The organism is Arthrobacter mangrovi (assembly GCF_026011795.1).
Taxonomy (GTDB): Bacteria; Actinomycetota; Actinomycetes; order Actinomycetales; family Micrococcaceae; genus Crystallibacter; species Crystallibacter mangrovi.
This window is the reverse complement of the sequence record NZ_BRVS01000013.1, coordinates 79,223-100,759: the sequence shown is the minus strand read 5'-3', so window position 1 is coordinate 100,759 and position 21,537 is coordinate 79,223. Positions and strand designations below refer to the sequence as shown.

The following is a 21,537-nucleotide window of genomic DNA, read 5'->3' as shown; positions in this document are numbered from 1 at the left end:
CTTCGAGCCGGTCCAGGCGCCGGCGTACTTCCAGAGGGCGGGTGCCGCGTTAGCGCGACACCACCGCAAGAAAGCGCCGCGTCAGCCGGCCGCCGGCCCGGCGGAACCTGCGCAGGGCCGGCGGACGAGCCGGACCCGGCAGCGCGCCGGGAAGGGCCAGTTTCGTCAGCCTGCGCCGCTTGAAGTAGCGCATGCTCTCCGTCCCGAGGATGGCGGTGAGGAATTCCGCTGCGCCGTCGCGGAGGTACGGGTGGTTGACGCTCTGCATGCAGTAGGCGACCGCTTCGATCAGCGGCTGCAGTTGCCGATCCGGTCGTCCGGCCTCTTCCGGACCCGCGAGGGCCGGAGCCGGCACGCCGCGGCAGAGGACGGCATCAATGATGGTGACCGGAATGCGGTTGCTGTTTTCATAGGGCGTCAGCGCCTCCAGCATCCTCTCCGTCCCGACGGCAACTGTTTCGATGCCGAAGACAAATTTCGCGGTGGCCAGGCCGGTCGAGAAGCAGCCGGCCACCAGGGCAGGGCTGAGGACCTCGAGCAGGACTTCGGCGAGCACCGGCGTCTCGGCGACGATCAGTTCGATACCGGCAGCCGCGGCCTCTGCCTGCAGTTCCTGCACGGCGGCGGGACCGGCGCTGGGGTGCGGTTTGAAAATGCACACCTCGGCCTGGGCCGAGACAGCCTTGCGCAGCATCTCGACATGCAGAGCCGTCTCGTCCTCGCTGCTCAGCAGCCCCAAATGGGCCAGGTATTGTCCGAGGATGAGGGCGCTGCGCCGCTCGCCGACCTGTTCCCGAAGCCACCGGACTTCCGGTTCAGCTGCGGCCGCTGCCTCGCTGACCACCTTCCGCAGGGCGCCGGCAGGAACGCTATGCAGTTCCGGGCCATATTCGCGCAACAACTGGGGCCGAAGGCCGGGAACGAGGTCGATGTAGACGAGCCGTTCGATCCGTTGTGCGAAGTGCAGCGGCAGGGCCTTGCGCGTGGGGCCGTAGGCCATCAGCCCGTCCGAGTGCGCCCCCAGGGGCGCGTCGCGGAAGACCCCGGCCAGGGCGAGACCCGGATTGACCTGGATCGAATCGACCAGCACGCTCACGGGGCCGGTTCCGAGCTTCCAGTGCGACCGCAGCAACTTCTCCCACATCGGCAGTTCTTCCGTGCGGGGAGCCCATTGGGGCGGGCGACGCGGGTAGATCAGCTCGGCCAAGTCGACCACTGCGTCGAAGCGCGCGGCAATCCGGTCGAAGCCGGCGACGTCCTGGAGACGCTCAGTGAGCTCCGGGACCCGGGAACTGTTGGCCAGCACGAGGATCTTCTCGCCCTCGGGCAGGGCGCCGGCATCGATCGCGGCCGCCAGCGACAGGCACTGGTAGGTGGTTGAGGCGATGATCAGGTGCTTCACCGTGTGCTCCTGCCTGACGTTGCAACGATCGTGCGGAGGGACTGCAGCCGCTTGGCGTCGAGTTCAGCCAGGGTACGGGCCCGAATGGCGTCAGGAATGAGCTGCAGGACGCCGCCGGCCCGGGAACGGAGGCTGGCTGCTACGTCCGCCGGCATCTGGCTGGCGCGGTTGAGGTGGTGGGCCAGGATGGCCACGAACTGACGGGCAGCCTTCGGCCAGTACAGTTCCGCATCCCGGTCCGATTCCACGAGGGAGAAGACCTGCGCGTAGGCGGGAAGGAAATCGAGCTGCCGCATGTCGACGATCTGGGTCAGCGAGGTGGTGACGCCCCGCCGGTAAAGGATTCCGGGCGAATTGACCACTGCGTAGCTCTTCGCCTGCAGGTGCAGCCGCCAGATCCATGGCCTATCTTCGGCGGTGAAAAGGCCGTCCGGAAACCGCAGGAGACCAGCGTCGGCCATCCTTCGACTGTAGACACCTGCCCAGGCAAACGCATAGTCGATCATCGTCGACTTCGTCGGCGGGGCGATGTCGTTGCGAGGATCCAAGGGAACCCCGCGCCGCGCCTGCGGAGCATAGTGCTGGACGCGGTTCCCCCGTGTCACGCGGACGTGGTCGAGCCGGACGAAATCCACATCCAGCGTGCTCATGGAATCCAGCACATGGGCCAGATGGCCTGGTGCCAGCCAGTCATCTCCGTCGAGATAAGTGATGTACCTGCCAGTGGCGCTGTCCAGGCCCTGGTTACGTGCCGTCGCCAGGCCCACCGGCGTCTCGTTGCGGATGATCTTCAGGCCGGGCAGCCGCCGGGTAAAGGCCGAGGCCAGTTCGCCGGTCCCGTCGGTTGACCCATCGTCGACGACAATGACCTCTACTGCCGCCGAATCCTCGAACTGGCGGGTCAGGCTCGTCATCGAATCGCGGATGAAGGGCGCCTGGTCCTTGGCCGGAACGATGACACTTATTAGAGGCTGGCTTACCAAATCGTTTTTCCCCTCGTCACCGGGTCAGTCTAAGTTGCGCTCCGGAGCGGATCCAAAAGGTGGCTTCACAGGCGCGTCGCCCGCCGTTCCGGTCCTGGCTCCCCGGGACAGGCCGTCCCTGCGGGGCCTTGGTGCCCTTCTGGCGGCCGCACACATCAGGTAGCTTTCGAGGTGGGCGGCCTCGCCGGCCGGGGGCGGGTCGGCCGGACTGCCCGCGAGGTTCCGACGGTACTGGTACCAGAGGGGAGGCCGGGATGGGCAAGCATGTGCAGGCCGGGCAGCTGCAGGTCTGGACGGAACAGGTCGGGGAGGGCCCGGACGTGCTGCTGATCGGCGGCCTGGGCGACACCGTGGAGTCCTGGCAGCACCAGCTGGAGGGGCTGGCGGACCGCTACCGTCTGACGGCCTTCGACAACCGGGGCGCCGGCAGGACGGCGATGCCGGCGGAACCTCCGACGGTGGAAGCCATGGCAGACGACGCTGCCGAGGTGCTCCGGGCGCTCGGCATCGAGTCGGCCCACGTGGCCGGGTTTTCCGGGGGGAGCATCATCTCGCAGGAGCTGGCGCTGCGGCACCCCGGCCTGGTGCGCAGCCTGGTGCTGCAGAGCACCTGGTCCGCCATGGATGGCTACCTGAAGGCGTTGACCGGCGCCTTGCACTGGCAGCTGGGGCGGGCGCCGGATCCGCGTTCGTTCCTGGAGTACTTCTACCTGCTCGTGTACACGCCGCGGGCCTACAACAGCGGAATGGTGGAGAAGATCATCGACGACGTCCTCGCTTTCGAGCACCCGCAGTCCGACGAGGACTTCCTGAAGTTCCTGGACGCCTTCATCGGCCACGAGACAACGGGGCGGCTCGGCGGCATCGACGTGCCGACGCTGGTGCTGGCCGGCGGCATCGATCCGATGAGCCGGCCGGAGCTGGGCAGGGCGGTGGCGGACGAGATCCCCGGGGCGCTGTTCGAGGTGATGGCCGGGGAGGCTCACCAGCCCTTCCAGGAGATTCCCGGCATTTGGAATGCGCGCGTGCATGAGTTCTGGCAGGATGCGGACAGGAAGCATTCGGGTACGACTTGGAGCTGAACATGCGCGCATCTGTCCTCTACTCGGCCGGCCTGCCCAGGCCCTACGCCGACTCGAAGCCGCTGGTGCTGGAGGAGCTGGACGCACCTGCACCCCGGTCCGGCGAGATCGGCGTCGACATCACCTACTCGAGCCTGTGCCACTCGGACCTGTCGGTGGTGGACGGAGTGCGTGTGCGGCCGCTGCCGATGGCGCTGGGCCACGAGGCCGTGGGCCGGGTGGCCGCCGTCGGGGAGGGCGTGGACGATGTCCGGGTGGGGGACCACGTGGTGCTGGTGTTCGTGCCGAGCTGCGGCGCCTGCAAGCTGTGCCGGGCCGGGCGGCCGGCGCTGTGCCCGAAAGCCGCCGAGGCCAACGGCAGCGGCGACCTGCTGCGCGGGCCGGCGCTGCTGCGCACGCGTCAGGGGGAGCGGATCAACCACCACCTGGGAGTCTCGGCCTTCGCCGACCACGCCGTGGTGGCACGCGAGTCCGTGGTGGTGATTGACGACGACGTGCCCGACGAGGTGGCGGCAATGTTCGGTTGCGCCGTGCTCACCGGCATGGGCGCGGTGGCCAACACGGCGCAGGTGCAGGCCGGGCAGTCGGTCGCCGTGTTCGGGCTCGGCGCCGTCGGCCTGGCAGCCGTGATGGCGGCGACGCTGGCCGGCGCGTCCGCGGTAGTGGCCATCGACCCCAATGCCGCGAAGCATCCGCTGGCGCTGGAAGCCGGGGCCACGCATGCAGGCGTCCCGGACGAGGCGGCGGCGCTGATCCGGCAGGCCACGGGGGAGGACGGCGTCGATGTCGCGATCGAGGCCGCCGGTTCCGCCCGCGTGCTCGCCGCCTGCCTCGAGGTGACGAACCGCGGCGGCGCCGCCGTCGCCGTCGGACTCCCGCACCCGTCCCAGGAACTGACGGTGCCGGCCTTGCAGTTCGCCGGCGCCGGAAAGCGGCTGCTGGGCTCCTACATGGGCGACGCCGTGCCCGGACGGGACATCCCGCTCTACCTGGAACACTGGCGCGCCGGGCGGCTGCCGGTGGAGCTGCTGCACACGGACACGCGGCCGCTCTCCGAGCTCAACGAAGGCCTCGATGCCCTGGCCGCCGGCGAGGTGGTCCGCAGGCTTTTCACCCCCTGATACCAGCAGGAAGGCAGGAACCCGCGGGCGGCAGCCGTGCCCCGCTAGCGCCGGACGCCGGACACGTCTTCAGCACCCGTCTCGGGCAGCCCCGCGGGACCGTGCGCCTCGACGGTGTGCCGTTGGCGCGTGTTGAGGAAGTGCCGCTCGACCAGCAGGAAGAAGAGCCAGCACAGGGCCAGGACGGCCGGCACGACGGCGAAGGTCATGACGGCCCAGTGGACACCCAGGCTCAGGTCGAGCGGCAGCAGCAGCAGGTTCGCCAGTCCGAGGAGGGGGCTGTGGAACAGGTAGACGCTGTAGGAAATCAGTCCGACGAAGAGCATCGGGCGCGCCTGCAGCAACCGTGCCCCGCGGGGGATCCGTCCCGCCACGGCCCGGCGGCCCAGCCAGACGAGGCCGGCGGCGACGGCGAGGCCGGTCATCAGTTCCATCAGGCCCCGGGTGGGCAGCGGGATCTCCGACCTAAACACCGCGCAACCGACCGTAGCGGCGGCCAGGAAAACGAAGACGGGGCCGGCTGCGCGGACCCTTTGCTGCCGCATGGTCAGCTGCGCGGCCCACATCCCGGCGGCGAAGAGGGCCACCAGCCAGGGATGCACGAAGCCGAAGGCGCGCTCGGCCAGCAGCCAAAAGCTGGCAGCGGTGAGGGCGCCGACGATGATTGCCGGATGGATCCGCCGCCACAGAGGCAGTAGCAGCAGCGGCATCAGGAAATAGATGTGCCATTCGACTGCGACGCTCCAGAGCGGACCGTTGATCTTGCCGATCCAGTGGTGGTTGAAGTCGTGCACCAGCAGGAAGTGGCTGATGGTGCTGCCCCACGTGACGGGGATTTTCGAGTCCCACTGGGTTCCGCCCTTTTCCTGCAGGACCGGGAAAAGCGCGATCAGCAGGAGCGAGAAGGCGAGGGCGGCGTAGTAGGGCGGCAGGATGCGTTTGCCGCGGCGTTTGATGAAGGACCACACTCCGTGGCGGAACTTCAGTCCCGGTGTCGAGAGGACGGGAAGCATCAGCACATAACCCGAGAGCACGATGAACACCGGGACGCCGAGGTAGCCCCAGCCGAGGAACTCCTTGAGCATCGGCAGTTCCGACCGGGACTCGCCGCTGAGGCCGGTGAAGAGGTAGGCGTGGTAGAGCACGACGAGGATCGCCGAGAGGCCGCGGAGGCCGTCCAGGTACGGAAACTCGGGGCGTTTCGGCGGGGTGGGCTCAGTGGCGGGCAACGACAAGCTTGTCTCCAAAGCATCGCGGGCGAATTCCGTCCGATGTTACTAGCCGAAGGCCCGGGTTCCGATGCCGGATGACCTCGGCGCGGCAGGCTGCCGGGACACGAAACCTCGGTTATCAGGACCGCAGGAATCCTCGGTATCAGGGGCCGCGGGCGACCGGCCAGTACGTTACGCGGATCTGTAACAATTAATTTCCGGCATCGAAATATGAATGGCAAACTGATTCGCGGCACGAGCGGCCGCGATTTACCCCCAAAGACGCTGGCCTGGCCCGGCGGATGCGTTCCCCCATTGCATCCGCTGAGGTGCCGTTGCGAAGACCCCCGCTCCGAGACTGGCGGGGGTCTTCCGCATCTCCGGTCCGATCGCCGGGAGCTCCGGCTGCGGCCGGTAACCGGCCCGGAAAAGATCACACCGCGCCGCGCTTCACAGACCGGCCGCCGATGGGTTATGTTTTTGCATGCAGCACGGAATGGAACGTTCATCCATTGCGGGCTGCGGGCAAGTTGGGGCGTTGGGGAACGTTGTAATTTCTTCCTATATCCGTGCCTCAGTGCGCTCTAGTACTGGGAGGCTCTCAGTCCTGAAACGCCGGGCACGTACGTGGTACCAGATCCCCCAAAAATCGGGTCAGTACGTGCCCGGCCCAGCAGGGCTGCGGCTCCCTTCGGGTTAGTGCTGAACAGTTGGGGAAACTGCAATGAGTTATCGAAGCCTGCGCCGCAAATGGCGTCGTTTGAATCCTGATAAGAAGCGCCATATGGCCAACACCGTCGTGTTCGTGCTCGGTGCCATGGTCCTGGCGGCGGGGACCTATTCCTTCTCGCTGTAAGGGCGGGCAGGGCCTTGGGCCTTGGGAGGGGACAACGACGGCGGGCGGCCGGCACCTAAGCCTGAGGTTCCGCCGTCGTACGTCCCGGCATGGACCGCCTAAACCGCGGCGCGTAGGGTCGGAACATGAGCGAGCTGCGCGTGAGGGACTTGACCCTGTACTACGAGGAGCACGGGGCGGGCACGCCGATCCTGTGTATCCACGGCACCGGCAGCTCGGCCGGCGGATGGGGCGGCGCGCTGGATAAGCTGGCCGGACGCGGGCGGACCATCACGTACGACCGGCGCGGGCACGGCCGCAGCGAACGGCCCGAGCCGTACGAATTCACCTCGGTCGAGGAGCACGCGGACGACGCGGCCGGACTCCTGCGCGGCCTACACGCGGCGCCGGCCGTCGTGATCGGCCGCGGGTACGGTGCCGGGATCGCCCTCGACCTGGTGGAACGCTATCCGGGGCTGGTGCGTGCGCTGATCCTGCTGGAGCCGGCCATCCTCACCCTCACGGCCGAGGCCCACGCGTGGGAAGGCGCGCTGGTGGACGGTGTGGTTCTGGCGGCCGCGGCAGGCGGGCCCGAGGCGGGGGCCGAGAGCTATTACCGCCGGGTGCTGGGCGACGAAGGCTGGGAAGGGCTGCCGGAGGAGCTGCGCAGCACGATGCTGGGCAATGCCCCGGCCGTGCTGGCGGAACTGAAGGGCGGCCCTTTGCGGCCGGACGAAGGGGCCCTGGTACAACTGCGCAAGCCCGTGCTGGTTGTTTCCAGCGCCGATTCGCCGCCGGTCTTCCGCGCCGTGGACGAGGTGCTGGCGGATCTGGTTCCGGGAGCGGTGCACGAGGTTGTCCTGGGCGGCCCTGCCGATCCGGGCCTGCCCGAAGTGCTGGGATTCCTGGACGGTGTGCTGGACGGGCGCGGTCGGCCGGGGCACGAAAACGCCTGACGAAGCACCCGGCGCCGCAGTCCCGGAACGCGTGGACGCGGGGGACCGGCGGCGGGATAATCAGGCGTAGCGGGAAGGGGTGTTCCCATGGCTACAGACGAAGCGGTCTGCGCGCGGTTCGTATCCATCCAGAGGCCGGGCGCAGCAGATGCGGATGCCGGCCACGCGTGCTGGGGAGTGCTGATCAGCGACACGATGGTGGTCTGCCGCGATCCCGGCTGGGTGGAGGAGGCCGACCGCTGGTGGGACGTGCTCGTGGCTGCGCCCCTGGCCGATGGCGCGGGCACGGCGGAGCATATCCGGATGCGGGAGATCGACGTACTCGGCAGTCCGGGCGCGTCCGGCACGGTTGCCTTGGTGAAACTCGCCCATGCCCCGGCTCACGAGGTGCGCACCGACGTCGTCCTCGATGATTTCGACGAGGAGGAGTTCTACCGGGCACTCGGCGCCGAGGGGAATGTGTGCGCCGCGCTGGAGGCGGTGCGGGTGCTGCCCCCGGAGCGGCCGGCAGGGACCGTCACCGAGGTGCTGGGGCCGGTGGACGAGTGGCAGCCGGACGGCCGGGGGCTGCGCATCCGGAGCTTCGATCCGCGCGCCCCGCTGGCCGAAGCGGCCGGCGCGGAGGCCGAAGGATCGGAGGCCCGCAGCGCCGCGCGTCCCGAGGGCGTGCGGCCCGGGGAGCCGCAGGGCGGAAGCGCGGGCCCCGGAACCGGGGGAGAGGCCGGATCGGCGCCGAAGCCGCCGAAGCCGCCGGACCGGATCCTGCTGTGCTTCTTCAAGAAGTGCAGGTAGGTTGCGATGCGCCCGCTGCGGTTCCCGGCCGGGGTGACCCCGGCGCTGGAGATGCTGGGGCTGGTGCTGCTCTACGCGCTGGACCTGGCGGTGTCCTGGGATTACAGCGCGACGCCGGCCTGGCTTGATCCGCGCGCCGTTCCCCTGCTGGGCCTGGCGGTCTACGTGCCGCTGCTCTGGCGGCGGAAGCGGCCGCTGCTGGTGCTGGCGCTGTCGGTGCTGGCGAGCATCGGGGTCTCGCTGCTGGTTCCGCACACGGTGCTGATGCTCGGGCCGTTCGTGGCGCTGTACTCGGCGGCCCGCTACACGAAGCTGCGGCCCGCCTACGCGGGGCTGGGCATGGCCCTGGTGCTGGTGGTGGTGAACGTGCTGGCGCAGCTGGAGCTGGTGGGGCCGCAGGACGCCGGCCAGCTGATCCTGGTCAGCGGGCTGCTGGGCACGATGATGACGGTGGCGGCCTTCGCGGCAGGACGCTGGGGACGCAGCGCCGCGCGCCAGCGTCGCATCCAGGCCCAGCTCGCGGCGGCGGACGAACGCAGCCGCATTGCCCGCGAGCTCCACGATGTGGTGGCGCATTCGGTCAGCCTGATGCTGCTGCAGGCCGCGGGAGCCGCACGGCTCCTGCAGAGCGATCCCGAGCGCGCCCGGACGGCGCTGGGCCATGTCGACGAGCTCGGCGGCCAGGCCATCGCCGAGCTGCGCCGGATGCTGGGCCTGCTGGTTCCCTCGGACTCCGGCGGGACGGAGGCGGCGGCACGGCGGCTGGAGGAGCTGCCGGACCTCCTCCGGCAGCTGCGGGCCGCTGGGCGGGACGTTGTGCTGGAGGTGGACGGCGAACCGGCAGCCTTGCCGGACGACGCCGGGGCAGCCGCGTTCCGCGTGGTGCAGGAGGCGCTGACGAATGCGGCGAAGTACGCGGATCCGCAGGGTCCGGTGGAAGTGCGGCTTAACTGGAGCGACGCCGGACTCGGGCTGACCGTGCGAAGCCACGGCAGCCGTGCCGGCACCGGGCGGCCGGCGGGAACCGGGCACGGAATCGGCGGGATGCGGCAGCGGGCCGCGTCGGTCGGGGGCACGCTGGAGGCGGGTACGACGCCGGACGGCGGCTTCCTGGTCTCCGCTTCGTTCCCAGCGGCGGGCCGGGCTTCGGCCCGCGGGCGGCGGCACCACTGGCGGCCGCGGCTGGCCCGGGCGGGAGGCCGGTCCTGATGGAGGCTCCGGAGACGGGCGGCATCAGGGTCCTGCTGGCTGACGACGAGGCGCTGGTCCGGGGAGGACTGGCGATGCTGCTTGAGGCTGAGCAGGGCATCACCGTGGCGGGGGAGGCCGCCGACGGGGCCGAAGCGGTGGAGCAGGCGCTCCGGATCCAGCCGGACGTCGTCGTCATGGACATCCGCATGCCGGGGACCGACGGTGTGGAAGCGACCCGCCAGCTGAGTTCCGACGCGTTCCTGGACAAGGTGGACACGGTCCCCGCGGTGCTGGTGCTGACCACGTTCGGAGACGACGATGCCGTCAGGACCGCGCTGCGCTCGGGTGCCTCCGGTTTCATCCTGAAGAGCTCGGCGCCGCGGGCCCTGGGCGACGCCGTCCGCGCGCTGGCGGCCGGGGGCGGCTGGCTTGATCCGGCGATCACACGCGGCCTGCTGGCCGATTTCGTGCGCAGGCCCGACAGGCGGGATCCGGGTTCCGCCGAAATGGCCCAGCTGACCAAACGGGAGCGGGACGTGCTGACCGTGGCGGCGCACGGGCTCAGCAACGCCGAAATCGCCGCGCACCTCTTCCTGAGCGAGGCGACGGTCAAGACCCATATGCACCGCATTTTCCTGAAGCTGGGCATCACCGACCGGGCCCAGGCGGTAGCCGCCGCCTACAAGAGCGGGCTCGTCCGTTCCGAGGACCGGCTGTAGCCCGGCGGCGGGCAGTCCGGGCCGGAAGTCCCCCTGGCTTCCGGCCCGGACTAGTCTAGGCGTCCGGCCTACTGGTAGACGTACGCGACGTGGCTGTACTTCCAGCCGTGCCAGCCGCTCCATTGTCCGTCGTAGACCTGGTAGGTCACGCGGTGGTAGACCTCCTCGTCACCGTGTTCGGTGTCCGGGGCCTGCCGCTCGATGTGGTAGATCCGGGTGTCCTCGTGCTCGAAGTAGTCGTCCGTCGACCAGTCGCCCAAGTACTCGTCCGGACCGTGGTCCTGCTCCCACTGCTGGTCGTACAACTCGATGCCGTAGCCCTCGTCGCAATGGACCTTGACCCGGTAGTCGACGGAGTCGTCGTGCGTGCCGTAATCGTTGTAGTCGACCACGGGCTTGAGCGCCCACACTTCACATCCCTGGTGATCGTCCCCGCCGTAATCGTTGCTGGCCTGCGCCGGGCCGGCCAACGCCATGGGGACGGTACCGGCGGCCAGGGCCAGCGCGGCTGCCGCCGCTCCCGCCTTTCCGAACCTGGACCTGCGGGTCGCCTGCCCTGGTAAGGAATCCGTCTTCTTAGTGACCATGTGCTTGCTCCTGCTGAGAGGTCTTGTCCGTAGTTCGCGTTCCCGTCGGGAACACACCAACAGCTTCGGCCCCCGGGGGCCGGCCGCGAGTCCACCCCGGGTCTGATTTGGCGCGTACATCCCCGGTTGTAGCGGCGGCGGGAGATTTGCAGCGGCAGGCCGACGCCGGCGGAGCGGCCCCGCGGGCACACTGATGGCAATCGCACCGACATGGGAGAGGACCTTAGGATGGCCGAGCAAGCAGTTCCACGGATAGACGCCTTCATGTCTGTCCAAGCCCTTTGCGCGGACAGGAGCCACGATCCGTCTCCCGCGCTGCTGCGCGATTCCTACGCCGCCACAGTCCGGTTCTGCTGCGGTTTCAGGCACCTGCAAGCGGCTCCCGCCCCGCCGCCGAACGAAGCGACCGTCTACATGCCGCGCTACGCCCAGGTGGCGGAGGCGTGCACGTTCGCCGCGCTCGCCGAGGGATACCGCGCGGCGCTGCAGGACGGCGCGGCGGGAACCGACGAGGACCTGCTCGGGGCGGTCCGCCGCCTGGCGGACCTTGTCGCGGCCGACCTCGCGACGGCCCGGCAGAACTACATCAGGTACCTCAGCAGTGAACTCGGCTGGTGGCTGGAGCGGCTCCAGTGGGTGCTCGACCAGGCCGGTGCCGGCCTGGAGGCCGGCGGGGCCCGGGCCGCCGCGCGTTGACTGCTGCTCCGGCCGGGGCCACATTAGGAGGAGGGAGACCGCAGACCGGGGCCAGGCGGAGGATCCGTGTTCCCTGCAGCAGGCGTGACGGGGGCAGGCGGAGCGCCACGTGTGCTCCGCAGGGTCCTGCTTGTGCTCGTGGCCGCCATGTCCTGGCTGGCCGGGACCGCCCCAGCCGGCGCTGGCCCGCCCCCGCTCGCCGCGGGGACCACGGGGCAGCCGCCGCTGCCTCCGATCGCGGTCTTCGAAGCCGCGTGCGAGGACCTGGACTGCTTCCTCGATGCGTCCGCTTCCCTCGATCCGGACGGATCCATCGCCTCCTACGACTGGGACCTCGGGGATGGAACCCGCGGCGAAGGCAAAGCGCTGGAACACCAGTTCGGCGGACCCGGAACCTACACCATTGTGCTGACCGTCACCGACAGGTCCGGGATGTCGTCGGCTTTCAGCCAGACCGTGACGCTGCAGCTGCCGGCCGGGCCGCCGCCCGCGCAAAGCACGCCGCCCGACGTCGTTATCCCGCCGCTTCCGACCGAAACCTGGTATTCCTACTCCGAGGAGCCGGTGCCCGGCACGGAACCGGGGGCAGGCAGCAGCCCGCCCCTTCCGGGACAGGCCGCCCAGGACATCCTGGACCGCTGCTTCGAGGGCACGCTCGTGTTCCGGCCGCCGTCGCCAATGGAGCAGGGCGAAACCACGTCATGGTCGATCCGCGTGGCGCTGCACGGCTCGGACGAGGATCCGTCACAGGGCCTGCCCGGCGAGGGGCCGGTGGAGACCCGCACGCCACGGCTCTGCGAGCTGATGCGGGCCGAACTGACCGGGGACGGCATGGACATCACGGCGACCAGCGGCGCCGGCGGACTGATCTCGCTCCCCGCCGAAGGCGTGGGCGAGTGGAGCTGGGACATCACGCCGCGCGAGGCCGGGGATAAGGAGCTGACATTGCGGCTGCTGGCGCCGGGGCCCGAAGGCAGCAGCATCATGGTCGAGACGTACCGGGAAACCATCGATGTGCAGGTGCGGCTGGGCTACGTCGTGGGCAACGCGGTCAAGGAATGGGCCGGGCCGCTCGGCTTGAGCATTCCCGTGGTGGTCGGTGCGATAGGCGCGCTCTACGTGTGGTGGCAGCGGCGGCGGTACAAGCCCAGGCATGCCCCCGCCTCCAATACCTCCACTCCGCCTAGTCGATGAAGGCTGCCTTGGAGCTGTACTCCTGGTAGAGCCGCACGGCCTCGTCCAGAGGAAGCTGCCCGTACCTGAGCGCGGCCAGCAGGCCCTCGAGCTGCGCACTGGCCGATTCGGCGGTGGAAATCTGCTCGCTCGTGTTGCGGGAATTCGCCAGCCCGGTGGTGATAGCTGCAACCAGCGAAAGGATCGAGGCCAGCACGCAGATGACCTGCCAGACGATGGCGCTGTCCGGGAGGGAGAAGATTTCCGCTACCGCATTATTGAAGCCGTCCTGGCCGAAGCCCGGGCCGGCGGTCAAGGCGGCCGCCACGGCGCTCGCGATGACGCTGGTGTTGGTCAGAAGGTTGCGCCTCGGCCGCGCACGGCGCAGGTACGCGCGGATGTTTTCACGGCGCTCGTCGATTTGCCGGCTTAGGTCCTGGCGGCCTTGCGCGTTGTCCATCTCGTCTTCCCTTCGATCGTGTGCGCAGCTGGGCTCAGGGCAGCCGCCAGCCTCCGTACCGGGCATCCGGGCGCAGCGGCGGCGTGATTCCGCCGCCGAGGCGTTCGAAGACCGGGGCCGGGACGAACCTGGCACGCAGCGAGGCGGCACTGCCACGTCCGCCGGCGTAGACGTCCAGCGAGCGGACGGCGGGAAACCCGGCAGGGGCGGGAGGACGCCGCAGGCACCACCACCCGCCGTCGTTCCTGCCGATTCCCGGAACCTGCGCCGAGGGCGGTACCCGGACACGGGACGGGCCGGGAGGCTGACCGGCTTCCCCGCCGGAGAGGGGATCCACCGTCCGGTGGTCCGCGGTGTGGACCAGGACGCCCACGTCCGCGGGCGGTATGGCGCCGGAGGCCGTGATGCCGATCCAGCAGCCCTCGCCCTGGGGCAGCGCGACCAGGAAACTGCCCGGTCCTGCGGAACAGCAGGGCAGCGCGCCGGCGCTGGCCGGGAGGGAGGAGAGCAGGCCGGAAGCGGGCAGCGGATAGCGCTGGAAGGAGACGGACAGCCCCTCCGCCAGGGCCAGCTCAAACACTGTCGTTCCCGAGGATGGTCTTGGCCGCGGACGCCGGAATCAGCAGCCTGCGCGTCGCCTCCTCGTCTTCCTGCGGAGCATTGTCCTTGGCCCAGCGGGCGAGCTGGCGGGCATGCAGCAGCTTGGCGCCGGGATCCGCCGCCCAGGTCAGGAACGGACCGAAGTTCGTTACGGCGTGCACGCGCTGCCAAAGCTCATCCGGTATGAGCCGGGAATTGGCATAGCTCGCCTGCGTCAGCAGCTTCCACCCGTATTTGAAGATCGGCGGGACGGGGAACGGTTCCTGCCAGCGGAGGGCGGGATCAGTGCAGCGCAGCGACAAGGCGGCGATGTCCGGGTGGAAGCCCTCGACCTTCTGCCTGAGCCGGACCACCGCCGCGTCCAGCTGCTCATGCTGGCTCGGGGTTCCGCCCTGGGCGCCCTCCATCGCGATCAGCAGCAGGTAGGAACCGATGATCGCCGCGATCGGGTCTTCATATTCCTCCAGCAGCAGTTTCTGCAGCCCCGAACCGTGCGGCTTGCCCAGCAGGTCGCGGCCCTGGGCCAGCGCCAGGCGCGCGGTCTCCAGCACCTGGTCCTCTTCGGACGCGGCGTCCGTCTCCCTCGCGCTGCCTCCGGCCCGGCGCATGAACACCGCCGCGTCGACAATGGGAACGATATCGTTCTCCCCGACGCCCGGAATGAGCAGGGCGGGGGAGCGCTGCAGGGCGACCTGGGTCACCCAGCCGGCGCAGGCCATCACGGTCGCTTCCCCGATCCGGCCGCTGCGGAAGGTATGGCGCAGGTAGTACGGGCCGGGTTCCAGCTCGCGTTCCCAGACCGCTACCGGCTCGGCGGACGACCCGTGCTGCAGTTGCGAATGCTCCAGCAGGCCGGCGACAACGCCCCCGGATGGGGATACGAGCTCCAGGCCTTCCATCGGATGGCCCGGTTGGCCGGGCAGCCTGTCCGCCTCCAGCCAGTAGCGCGCCAGGACGGAGAGGGTGGAGCCGACCGGCCCGCCGGCTGCACCCGCGCGTTCGACCGCTTTCACGAACGGTTCGACATGGCTCTCGTGCACCATCGCGCTGCCCGGAATCGGTGCAGGCGACGGCACGGCGGGAGCGGGAGATGCCGCGGCCAGGTGATCGTCGAGGAGGATCACGTCCTCGGTCACCGAAGAGATATCGCGGCCGAGTTCGATCCGGATCTTGTAGACGCCGGGGGCGTCGAATTCGTGCAGGGCTCCGGTGTCGGAGAAGATGCGGTTCAGGTTGTGGTCCAGCACCGAGACGGTCGCGGCGGGGTTGTTGGCCTCGACGTCGATTCCGTACAGCTGCGTGGGATGCGGCGGCCGCACCCGCCGGCCGGTCTGCTTAAGTTCGATGTCCAGGGGGCCGGCCCCGGTGACCTGGAAGCCTTGGCGGATGCCGGCGTCGGGCATTTCCGCGACATAGAGTCCCCGGGCCAGCTGTCCCTGCCAGAAGCTGCCGGTGATTTTCTGGTCCACGACCGCCGCGTGCGGCCGGCCGGTCCAGAGCTTCAGCGGCTGCCCGGCCGCGTTCGGCGGCAGGCCAAGACGGACGGGGTAGGTGGGGCGGCTGTGCAGGCGCCTGAACGTGATGCCGGCGTCGGCCCTGATGAACGGATGGAGGTCCACCGCCGAAGAATTGCGGACCTGCTCGGGCAGGAACTCCGGCATGGTGTCGTGCAGGAAGGCCTTCAGGCTCTCGCCCGTGATCCTGCCGTGCTCGTCGGTGGCGCCGCCACGCAGGCCCTGCAGCAGCGTGTAGCTGAAGACCCCGTGGACCTTCCCGTCCGGCATGGGGTGCTCCAAGGCGCTCTTGGTCTGCGCCGCCACGGCGACGAACGCCGGGCCGGGCACGCCGGTGCCGCTGCCGGCGCGGATCGGCACGCTGCTGACCGGAATGCTCTGCTGGCTCGTCATGCAGCAGTCCATCCACAGCACGTATTCACGGAACCGCAGGGCCTTCCGGAAATTCCGCATCCAGTCGTACGCGTAGACATACGAGGGGACGCTCAGCGTGGCCTCGGCGGTGAAGAGCGCCCCTTCCTCCAGCACCGGCGCGAACCCGTGGCCCGAGAAGTAGAGGTAGAGCCTGCCGCCCATCGTCCGGGCCGTTTCCTCCTCGATCCAGGTCAGGACCCTGCGGATTTTCGCCTCCTCCGGCTGGGGTTCCTCCGGCCGCGGGGGTTCGAAGTCCGCCGACCGGACCATCCGGACATTTTCGGGGCTGAGCGCCCCGCCGTCGGGCGCCAGGAGCCAGTCGCGGATGTCGGCCGCATCCGTGTCCGGCCCCTGCAGGTCCGCGTTCGCGCCGGGGGCGGCGAACTTCGGGTACCGGGAAATCCCGACGACGACGGCGTAGTCAGCCACGTGCTCCCTCCTCCTGCTCTATGGTGCGGGCGGTTTACCAGGGGTAGGCGGACCGGATGAAGTCCTTGTCCGTTGCGGAGAGCGAGCTGTTCAGGTCCGCGGAGAAGCCGTCCAAGGTCCAGGACGCGGGGATCGGGTACATCATGATCGATGAACTGTCGGTGTCCGTGCCGGCCAGGTCCTGGGGATCGTACTTGCGGAAGATGTTGTTCTCGATCGTGGCCTCGTCCCAGTTGTTCGGCGGCCCGGACAGGTCGGCAATCACGGCGGCCCGGTTCCACTGGATCGGTTTCTGCGGATTCTGGTGTTCGTGGATCAGTCCGACCGCATGCCCGAATTCGTGCAGCACGACCCGCCTGACTTCGTCGTCGGGGGAATCCGGCGTCAGCCAGCCGTAGTTCATGGTGGGTTCGCCGGCGCCGATGTGCTGCGCCTGGGTCCCCAGGTAGGACCACGAGCCGTTGCCTTGCTGGAACGCAACCCGGATGTCCGCCTCGGCATCCGCGGCCTCATCGAACTGCAGGTTCGCCAGGTCCGGGCCCGTCCACTCCCGTGCGACGGCGAGGACCCGCTGCTGGAGCCCGGGGTCGCCCTCCAGGAAGCCGACCTTCAACCGGGACACGTTCCAGCGCGCCTCGTTGAGCAGCGCCGCCTTGGTGTTGCCGGAGGTTGCGGTGGCCGTCCGGATCACGCAGTAGCGGTCCTTGTTCGTGCTGTCAGCCATTGGTCTTCCTTCCTTGGTAACTGCCGGAAATTCGCCGGTTTTGCCGGGTTCACCACGCGAGGGTGATGAAGCCGTCGGACGTCTCGGGCGCGAGGACGCGGTAGCCGTATTCCTTCTGCAGGGCCGGGTCCTGCCACCGGGCGGCCCGCTCCCGGTAGTTGAAGACGATCTCCTTGGAGGGACCGCCGAATTTGAGGATCCGGGCCATGCACTCGTCGTCGGGATGGCGGTGCCGGTCGCCGCTGGTCGAAATCAGGTAGCGCGGGCAGTCGAGCAGCGCCAGCAGGTCCTTCGAGAGGTTGGCGGCGCTGCCGTGGTGCGGAACCTTGAGCGCGTCGATGCCCAGCCTGCCGCCCGCATCTTCGGCGAGCGGCCGCAGCGATGCCGCCAGGCGTCCGTCGGCCCCGTCACCGGTGAAGACCAGCCGCCTGCCTTCGAACTCGAAGAGGAAGCCGATGCTGGTGGCGTTGGTGAGCGATCCGTCGGGGACGAACCGCGAGGCGGCGAGTTCCTCGATGCCTGCCGCGGCTCCGAGGCTTTCGAGGCCCGGCAGTTCCGGCTGCGCCGGCTCCCGGCCCGGGATGAGGCCGTGCCGTGCGCATTCCTTTTCCCAGAGCGGACGGAGCCGGTCCAGCTGCGTCCGGTCCGGAGAGAGCACTGACACCACGGCCCCGCCGGCCAGTTCCGCGCGTCGGCCGGCGAGGACGGTCCTGCCCCCGAACGCCGCGTTCCAGGCAAGGCCCTGGGCAGCCACAGCAGCGGTGAGCAGTTCGCCGTCGCGGGGGCCAAAGTGCTCCAGGCCGTCGCCCACGAGGTGGTCGTAGCCGTTGAACCACACATCGCCGAGCGGCGGGTGCGCCGGATCGTTGACCAGGGCGAGCACACCGAGCACGTGGTCCTGGTCGACGTGCGTGACGACCAGGACATCGATTGCTTGCCGAGCGAGTAACGGGGCGTACAGCTGATAGGAGGAGGTTCTGCCGCCGTCGATCAGGATGCGGTGCTGCGGGACGGAACTGCCGGCCGCCCCGTAGGACAGCAGCAGGGCGTCTCCGTCCTGGGCCGGCAGCATGGTCAGCTCAATCATCCCGGCCTCCTCCCAGTTCGAGGATGACGAACGCTTCCCGCATCTCTGCGCGCCAGGCGAGGCGGCGCACCTGGGCCAGCATGGCCGCGCTCTCCGCGTCGTCGCCGAACTCGGCGAGCAGGTCCACCAGCCAGGAGAGTCCGAGCGTAAACGCCGGCAGCCCGCGGCGGAAGGCGGCCTTGGCCAGCTGCATCGCGGCCTCCTCGTCCCGGGCGGTAGTTGCTTCCCGGAGCCGCAGCGCGGCCTGCAGGATGGGCCCGTCGCCGGACAGCGGAAGCTGCCGGGACAGGTCCGGCACCCGAGCGGTCCAGCCCGCCGAGGTTCCCGGCGAGCCGGTGCCGAGGAAGAGGTAGCAGGCGGCGGCGGCAGCCAGGGGATTGGCGACGGCGCCCGGAGTGTCCGGGGCGTGCAGCAGGCCTTCCGCGGGCGCGAAGACGGCGGCCGCTTTCGCGAGATTGCCCGCGGCCAGGTACGCGAGTCCCGCCGTCAGGTCCGGGTCCCGCACGGTCACCGACACCCGGCTTACTGCTGGCCGGGGCCGGAGGTGGACAACAACTTCGGCCGCGGTGTTCCGGCCGCGGGCATCCAGCCACGGTGCGGGCAGGACGGCGAGCAGGCGATGCCCGGCGGCTTCCACGAGGAGGAACTCCCGGGACGGAACCGGTCCGCCGGCGGGCGTGGTCCCGCCCGGGAAACGGTAGATGGCGACGGCGTCGTCCCCCGTGGCCGGCACCGGGTCTTCCGGCGGGCCGGTAGGCGCCATGGCGGCCCGCACGGCGGTCGCGGCATCCGCGGGCGGGAGGCCGGCCAGCTCGTTCAAGCTGCCGTAGGACGCGGCGGAGGAAGCCTCCGCGCGGAGCCGCACCAGCTTCGGAGCCTCCGCCTGCGGCGCGGGGCGCGGGATCCCGAGTCGCCCCGGAAGGTCCTGCTGCGGGGGCGGGACGCGGGCCGGCGGGCCCGGTACGGGCAGGACGTTGCCCAGGACGTACTGCAGCGACCGGGATTCATCCGGCTCTCCGGGCGCGTCCAGCTCGACGGTGGCGGATGCGCCGTCGGCAACATGGACTTGTCCGGCCAGCAGTACCCCGGAGGGCAGTGTGGCTTCGACAAGGTAGCCGCCGGCCTCGACGCTGAACTCGGCCGGTGGCGCCTGGGTCCCGAGCGGGAACAGGACGGAGCGCAATCCCCGGGCCCCTGGCGCCGTGGCATGGATATTGCCGACGATCTTCACGCCGTCCTCCAGCCCGGGACCGCCCCCGGCAACGTTCACGCGCACCCGCAGCAGGCCGGTCATGGCGCGGCCGCCAGCCGGACCGGGCTGTAGGGAGGACGCACGGCCCTGGTGAGCGAGCGCGGTACGGCACCGTCTACCTCGGCCTCGAACAAGTAGTCGCCAAGGGCCAGTTCGAGGTACCACTCGCTGAACGGGTCCTCGGCGTCTACCTCGGACCGCGGACGGCGGCCGCATTCCTCGCTGCCCTGGCGGCAGACGAACTCGGCCGCGGCGTTCTGCTCCGCCGGCTGGCAGCTCACGTAGACCGGAACAAGCGGATCGCCGGGCAGCCGGTGGAGGTCGAAGACCGCCAGTTCATGGACCGTGGGCGTCTGGACGGTGGCAGCGCGTCCCGCCAGGACCGGGCGCCTCATGAAGTCGTCGATGGCAGTCGCCAGCGTCGCCGTGCTGACCCGCCAGTCACCCTCCGGATTGTCGCTGCCGGCGCCGCGCAGTCCGCGGAGCAGCGCCTGGGTGAAGAGGCTGACCTGGCCGGGCCGCCCATAGGCACGTTCGCCGGCGAGGGAGGCGTAGTAGGGGACCGAGAGGACGCGGGGCAGCTCCGGCGGACGGCGGAGTCCCAGCAGCGGAACGCGTCCGGCGAAGCGCGCGTCGGTCTGGCTGATCAGGAAGTTCGAGGCGGCCCGGCAGGCATCGACGAAAAAGACCTGCTCGCTGGCCTGGCAGCCCTTCAGCCCACGGCGCAGCTGTTCAAAGTCGAGCGCCTGGTCCAGCGGGTTGTCTTCGTCATCGGGAGAGAAATCCGAGGCGAGCAGGGCCATGTCCGTGCCCTCGGAGATGCCGTGGCCGCAGAAGTAGAAGACCAGCCTGTTGTCGGGGGAGCCGTTCGCCCGCTTCCTCCAGGCCTTGACCGCCGCCTCGATGTTGTCGGCGGTAGCCTCCGGGACGGTATGGCCGGCTCCGGTCCTTGGATTGCGGAAGGGCGCGGGCTTCTGTTCGCTGAGCAGCAACGAGAGGCTGGCCAGCGGCTTCGCCTCGAAGTTGTAGTCCGCCAGCAGCCACGAGGCCACCGAGCGAGCCGAGAGCGGCGGCGAAGTCAGCTGTCCCATGCCCGCCGCCTTTGCGGCCGGGCTGCTGCCGCCCAGCAGGTTCGGATACGCGCCGATCCCGATGACCAGTGCATGGGTGCCGGCTCCCTCCGGACCGGTGTAGATCAGATCCGCGGAGCCAGCCACTGCGTGTCCTCCCAGACAGTGTCGGGCGGCAGGCGGCGCCCGTAGCTGCCGTCCGCGGCGATGCGGTCACGGACGCTCGCATGCACGCGCGCGCCGGCGGGAACGGTGCGGGGCCGCAGCACCAGGGCATACCAGACGAAGCCCGGCCGGTGGATCTTTCCCAGGGCGTGGCTCTCTGCCAGCGTGCAGGTTTTCCGGTAGGAATCGGAACGGACGCCGAGCCCGGCGGCGATGGCGCCGTCGGCCATCCACTTCAGCGCCACGTCCGCGAGCCGCCAGTCGTCCAGGAAGGTCCCGCCCACGTCGGCGTGCACGCCGGCGAACCATACCTCGTTGACTTCGGTCCCCACCGAGCCGGCTTCGACCAGGTACTCCCGGAAGGGACGCCGGCGTTCGTCCAACGAGACGGCGTGCCAGATCCGCCGCACGTTGGGCAACTGCCTGGTGTAGGGCCATTTCAGGTCCCGGCGCAGCACACCCGCGGCCTTCACCGTGTCCCAGATGCCCAGGAACTCGATCGGCACGGCCAGAGAGCGGCCGCGCCGCACGGAGAAGGCACGGGCGAAGCGGTCGATCTGGTCCCAGTCGTCGTCCTCCCAGCGGCGCTCGTTCCGGGCGTAGGCATTGATGGCGTACTCCACCAGGTTTTCGCTTCCCGGGCGCATGACGCCCACCCGGTAGAGCAGCCCTGCCAATGCCCGGGCGGTGTAGGCGCCGCGGCTAAAACCGAAGACGTAGAGCCGGTCCTCCGGCTGCCAGTGCTGCAGGATGAAGGTGTAGGCCTCGGCGAGGTTCTCGCGCATCCCGATTCCGGTGGCGAGGCCCAGGACCTTCGCCACCCGCTTGAGCGCCGGTACCCAGGCGGCGAAGGAGCTGAACGTACCGACGCCCGGATCGTAGTAGGCGATCTGTTTGCTGCGGTCGCCGAGCTCGAGCATTTCGAAAAGCCGCACGACATTGCTGCTCCCGGCGGCGTCTACCTGGCCGCCGGTGCCGTCGAGGCAGACGACGATACTCCTCCCCAATTCCCACCACCGTCGAATCAAGCTCTGGTTCTTGTCGTCGATAATGTCGCGTTGGGCATCGGCCGCG

General features: G+C 69.6%; 21 protein-coding genes. 9 read left to right on the top strand and 12 right to left on the bottom strand.

What is annotated here, in order from left to right; translation table 11 throughout:
- Positions 1-49 precede the first annotated feature (49 nt).
- Positions 50-1,402, bottom strand: a complete 1,353-nt coding sequence (locus tag AHIS1636_RS13365; protein WP_264796328.1) for a polysialyltransferase family glycosyltransferase — start codon at positions 1,400-1,402, stop codon at positions 50-52.
- The gene (locus tag AHIS1636_RS13360; RefSeq protein WP_264796327.1) at positions 1,399-2,385 is read right to left on the bottom strand and encodes a glycosyltransferase family 2 protein; all 987 of its coding nucleotides are present in this window, start codon (positions 2,383-2,385) and stop codon (positions 1,399-1,401) included. Before AHIS1636_RS13360 ends, AHIS1636_RS13365 begins: the two co-directional genes overlap by 4 nt.
- A 254-nt stretch (positions 2,386-2,639) precedes the next feature.
- On the opposite strand from AHIS1636_RS13360, the gene AHIS1636_RS13355 reads away from it, so the two are divergent.
- Both AHIS1636_RS13355 and AHIS1636_RS13350 read left to right on the top strand, forming a co-directional pair.
- Positions 2,640-3,467 carry an alpha/beta fold hydrolase gene (locus tag AHIS1636_RS13355; protein ID WP_264796326.1) on the top strand — a complete coding sequence of 276 codons (828 nt, stop codon included), beginning with the start codon at positions 2,640-2,642 and terminating at the stop codon, positions 3,465-3,467.
- A 2-nt stretch (positions 3,468-3,469) separates the two neighbouring features.
- Complete coding sequence (locus AHIS1636_RS13350; RefSeq protein WP_264796325.1) at positions 3,470-4,588, top strand: zinc-binding dehydrogenase; 1,119 nt, start codon at positions 3,470-3,472, stop codon at positions 4,586-4,588.
- Between the two features lie 44 nt (positions 4,589-4,632).
- Here AHIS1636_RS13350 and AHIS1636_RS13345 read toward each other — a convergent pair whose 3' ends face one another.
- A complete protein-coding gene (locus AHIS1636_RS13345) occupies positions 4,633-5,823 on the bottom strand; it encodes an acyltransferase family protein (protein ID WP_264796324.1) in 1,191 nt (396 codons plus the stop codon).
- Positions 5,824-6,523: 700 nt separating this feature from the next.
- Here AHIS1636_RS13345 and AHIS1636_RS13340 point away from each other — a divergent pair.
- The 5 genes from AHIS1636_RS13340 to AHIS1636_RS13320 all read left to right on the top strand — a co-directional run bounded on the left by AHIS1636_RS13340 (position 6,524) and on the right by AHIS1636_RS13320 (position 10,292).
- Positions 6,524-6,655, top strand: coding sequence for a hypothetical protein (locus AHIS1636_RS13340; protein ID WP_264796323.1), 132 nt, complete (start codon positions 6,524-6,526; stop codon positions 6,653-6,655).
- A 125-nt stretch (positions 6,656-6,780) separates the two neighbouring features.
- The gene (locus AHIS1636_RS13335; RefSeq protein WP_264796322.1) at positions 6,781-7,590 is read left to right on the top strand and encodes an alpha/beta fold hydrolase; all 810 of its coding nucleotides are present in this window, start codon (positions 6,781-6,783) and stop codon (positions 7,588-7,590) included.
- 87 nt (positions 7,591-7,677) lie between these two features.
- On the top strand, positions 7,678-8,382 hold the full coding sequence (locus tag AHIS1636_RS13330; RefSeq protein WP_264796321.1) for a hypothetical protein: 705 nt from the start codon (positions 7,678-7,680) through the stop codon (positions 8,380-8,382).
- 6 nt (positions 8,383-8,388) lie between these two features.
- A complete protein-coding gene (locus tag AHIS1636_RS13325) occupies positions 8,389-9,591 on the top strand; it encodes a sensor histidine kinase (RefSeq protein ID WP_264796320.1) in 1,203 nt (400 codons plus the stop codon).
- Positions 9,591-10,292, top strand: a complete 702-nt coding sequence (locus AHIS1636_RS13320) for a response regulator (RefSeq protein WP_264796319.1) — start codon at positions 9,591-9,593, stop codon at positions 10,290-10,292. The genes AHIS1636_RS13325 and AHIS1636_RS13320 overlap by 1 nt, the downstream gene beginning before the upstream one ends.
- 68 nt (positions 10,293-10,360) lie before the next feature.
- Here AHIS1636_RS13320 and AHIS1636_RS13315 read toward each other — a convergent pair whose 3' ends face one another.
- A complete protein-coding gene (locus tag AHIS1636_RS13315) occupies positions 10,361-10,879 on the bottom strand; it encodes a hypothetical protein (protein WP_264796318.1) in 519 nt (172 codons plus the stop codon).
- A 264-nt stretch (positions 10,880-11,143) separates the two neighbouring features.
- Here AHIS1636_RS13315 and AHIS1636_RS13310 point away from each other — a divergent pair, with 264 nt between their 5' ends.
- Both AHIS1636_RS13310 and AHIS1636_RS13305 read left to right on the top strand, forming a co-directional pair.
- Positions 11,144-11,575 (top strand): hypothetical protein, encoded by a 432-nt coding sequence (locus AHIS1636_RS13310; RefSeq protein WP_264796317.1) that lies wholly within the window; start codon positions 11,144-11,146, stop codon positions 11,573-11,575.
- A gap of 111 nt (positions 11,576-11,686) precedes the next feature.
- The gene (locus tag AHIS1636_RS13305) at positions 11,687-12,769 is read left to right on the top strand and encodes a PKD domain-containing protein (protein WP_264796316.1); all 1,083 of its coding nucleotides are present in this window, start codon (positions 11,687-11,689) and stop codon (positions 12,767-12,769) included.
- Here AHIS1636_RS13305 and AHIS1636_RS13300 read toward each other — a convergent pair.
- The 8 genes from AHIS1636_RS13300 to AHIS1636_RS13265 are packed head-to-tail and all read right to left on the bottom strand — an operon-like array spanning position 12,759 to position 21,470.
- Complete coding sequence (locus tag AHIS1636_RS13300) at positions 12,759-13,208, bottom strand: exodeoxyribonuclease VII small subunit (RefSeq protein ID WP_264796315.1); 450 nt, start codon at positions 13,206-13,208, stop codon at positions 12,759-12,761. The genes AHIS1636_RS13305 and AHIS1636_RS13300 overlap by 11 nt on opposite strands.
- 34 nt (positions 13,209-13,242) lie before the next feature.
- Positions 13,243-13,788: a hypothetical protein gene (locus tag AHIS1636_RS13295; protein WP_264796314.1), complete on the bottom strand. Its 546-nt coding sequence runs from the start codon at positions 13,786-13,788 to the stop codon at positions 13,243-13,245.
- Complete coding sequence (locus AHIS1636_RS13290; RefSeq protein WP_264796313.1) at positions 13,781-16,165, bottom strand: caspase family protein; 2,385 nt, start codon at positions 16,163-16,165, stop codon at positions 13,781-13,783. Before AHIS1636_RS13290 ends, AHIS1636_RS13295 begins: the two co-directional genes overlap by 8 nt.
- A 34-nt stretch (positions 16,166-16,199) precedes the next feature.
- Complete coding sequence (locus tag AHIS1636_RS13285; RefSeq protein ID WP_264796312.1) at positions 16,200-16,889, bottom strand: zinc metalloprotease; 690 nt, start codon at positions 16,887-16,889, stop codon at positions 16,200-16,202.
- Between the two features lie 49 nt (positions 16,890-16,938).
- A complete protein-coding gene (locus tag AHIS1636_RS13280; RefSeq protein ID WP_264796311.1) occupies positions 16,939-17,976 on the bottom strand; it encodes a ComEC/Rec2 family competence protein in 1,038 nt (345 codons plus the stop codon).
- Positions 17,969-19,270, bottom strand: coding sequence for a hypothetical protein (locus tag AHIS1636_RS13275; RefSeq protein ID WP_264796310.1), 1,302 nt, complete (start codon positions 19,268-19,270; stop codon positions 17,969-17,971). The genes AHIS1636_RS13280 and AHIS1636_RS13275 overlap by 8 nt, the downstream gene beginning before the upstream one ends.
- Positions 19,267-20,445, bottom strand: coding sequence for a caspase family protein (locus tag AHIS1636_RS13270; RefSeq protein ID WP_264796309.1), 1,179 nt, complete (start codon positions 20,443-20,445; stop codon positions 19,267-19,269). The genes AHIS1636_RS13275 and AHIS1636_RS13270 overlap by 4 nt, the downstream gene beginning before the upstream one ends.
- Positions 20,424-21,470 (bottom strand): T6SS phospholipase effector Tle1-like catalytic domain-containing protein, encoded by a 1,047-nt coding sequence (locus AHIS1636_RS13265; protein ID WP_264796308.1) that lies wholly within the window; start codon positions 21,468-21,470, stop codon positions 20,424-20,426. The genes AHIS1636_RS13270 and AHIS1636_RS13265 overlap by 22 nt, the downstream gene beginning before the upstream one ends.
- Positions 21,471-21,537: the final 67 nt, after the last annotated feature.

What these genes read in the sequence shown, in the direction of transcription:
- AHIS1636_RS13310 (WP_264796317.1), top strand. Translation starts at nt 11,144, where the DNA reads ATGTCTGTCCAAGCCCTTTGCGCGGACAGGAGCCACGATCCGTCTCCC.
- AHIS1636_RS13285 (WP_264796312.1), bottom strand. Translation starts at nt 16,889, where the DNA reads ATGGCTGACAGCACGAACAAGGACCGCTACTGCGTGATCCGGACGGCC.
- AHIS1636_RS13330 (WP_264796321.1), top strand. Translation starts at nt 7,678, where the DNA reads ATGGCTACAGACGAAGCGGTCTGCGCGCGGTTCGTATCCATCCAGAGG.
- AHIS1636_RS13335 (WP_264796322.1), top strand. Translation starts at nt 6,781, where the DNA reads ATGAGCGAGCTGCGCGTGAGGGACTTGACCCTGTACTACGAGGAGCAC.
- AHIS1636_RS13350 (WP_264796325.1), top strand. Translation starts at nt 3,470, where the DNA reads ATGCGCGCATCTGTCCTCTACTCGGCCGGCCTGCCCAGGCCCTACGCC.
- AHIS1636_RS13340 (WP_264796323.1), top strand. Translation starts at nt 6,524, where the DNA reads ATGAGTTATCGAAGCCTGCGCCGCAAATGGCGTCGTTTGAATCCTGAT.
- AHIS1636_RS13325 (WP_264796320.1), top strand. Translation starts at nt 8,389, where the DNA reads ATGCGCCCGCTGCGGTTCCCGGCCGGGGTGACCCCGGCGCTGGAGATG.
- AHIS1636_RS13280 (WP_264796311.1), bottom strand. Translation starts at nt 17,976, where the DNA reads ATGATTGAGCTGACCATGCTGCCGGCCCAGGACGGAGACGCCCTGCTG.
- AHIS1636_RS13315 (WP_264796318.1), bottom strand. Translation starts at nt 10,879, where the DNA reads ATGGTCACTAAGAAGACGGATTCCTTACCAGGGCAGGCGACCCGCAGG.
- AHIS1636_RS13300 (WP_264796315.1), bottom strand. Translation starts at nt 13,208, where the DNA reads ATGGACAACGCGCAAGGCCGCCAGGACCTAAGCCGGCAAATCGACGAG.
- AHIS1636_RS13275 (WP_264796310.1), bottom strand. Translation starts at nt 19,270, where the DNA reads ATGACCGGCCTGCTGCGGGTGCGCGTGAACGTTGCCGGGGGCGGTCCC.
- AHIS1636_RS13355 (WP_264796326.1), top strand. Translation starts at nt 2,640, where the DNA reads ATGGGCAAGCATGTGCAGGCCGGGCAGCTGCAGGTCTGGACGGAACAG.
- AHIS1636_RS13320 (WP_264796319.1), top strand. Translation starts at nt 9,591, where the DNA reads ATGGAGGCTCCGGAGACGGGCGGCATCAGGGTCCTGCTGGCTGACGAC.